This is a genomic window from Limosilactobacillus reuteri subsp. simiae (genome assembly GCF_020784875.1).
Classification (GTDB): domain Bacteria; phylum Bacillota; class Bacilli; order Lactobacillales; family Lactobacillaceae; genus Limosilactobacillus; species Limosilactobacillus reuteri_H.
In genome coordinates, this window is the sequence record NZ_JAJGUI010000044.1 from 1 (window position 1) to 236 (window position 236).

General features: G+C 40.3%; 1 pseudogene. It reads right to left on the reverse strand.

From position 1 onward, the window contains the following. Positions 1-236, reverse strand: a pseudogene (locus tag LMC10_RS01345) (NlpC/P60 family protein); the annotation flags it as partial.

Genomic DNA, 236 nt, shown 5'->3' on the forward strand with positions numbered 1-236 from the left:
GTACGCCACCTTCTCCAAAGTAATAGGTGTGGCCCCAATTATTATAGAAACCATTGTCTAAACGACTACCATCCTTTTGGAAATAGTAAGTATGACCCCAATTGTTGTAGAAGCCATCGTCTAAACGTACGCCACCTTCTCCAAAGTAATAGGTGTGGCCCCAATTATTATAGAAACCATTGTCTAAACGACTACCATCCTTTTGGAAATAGTAAGTATGACCCCAATTGTTGTAG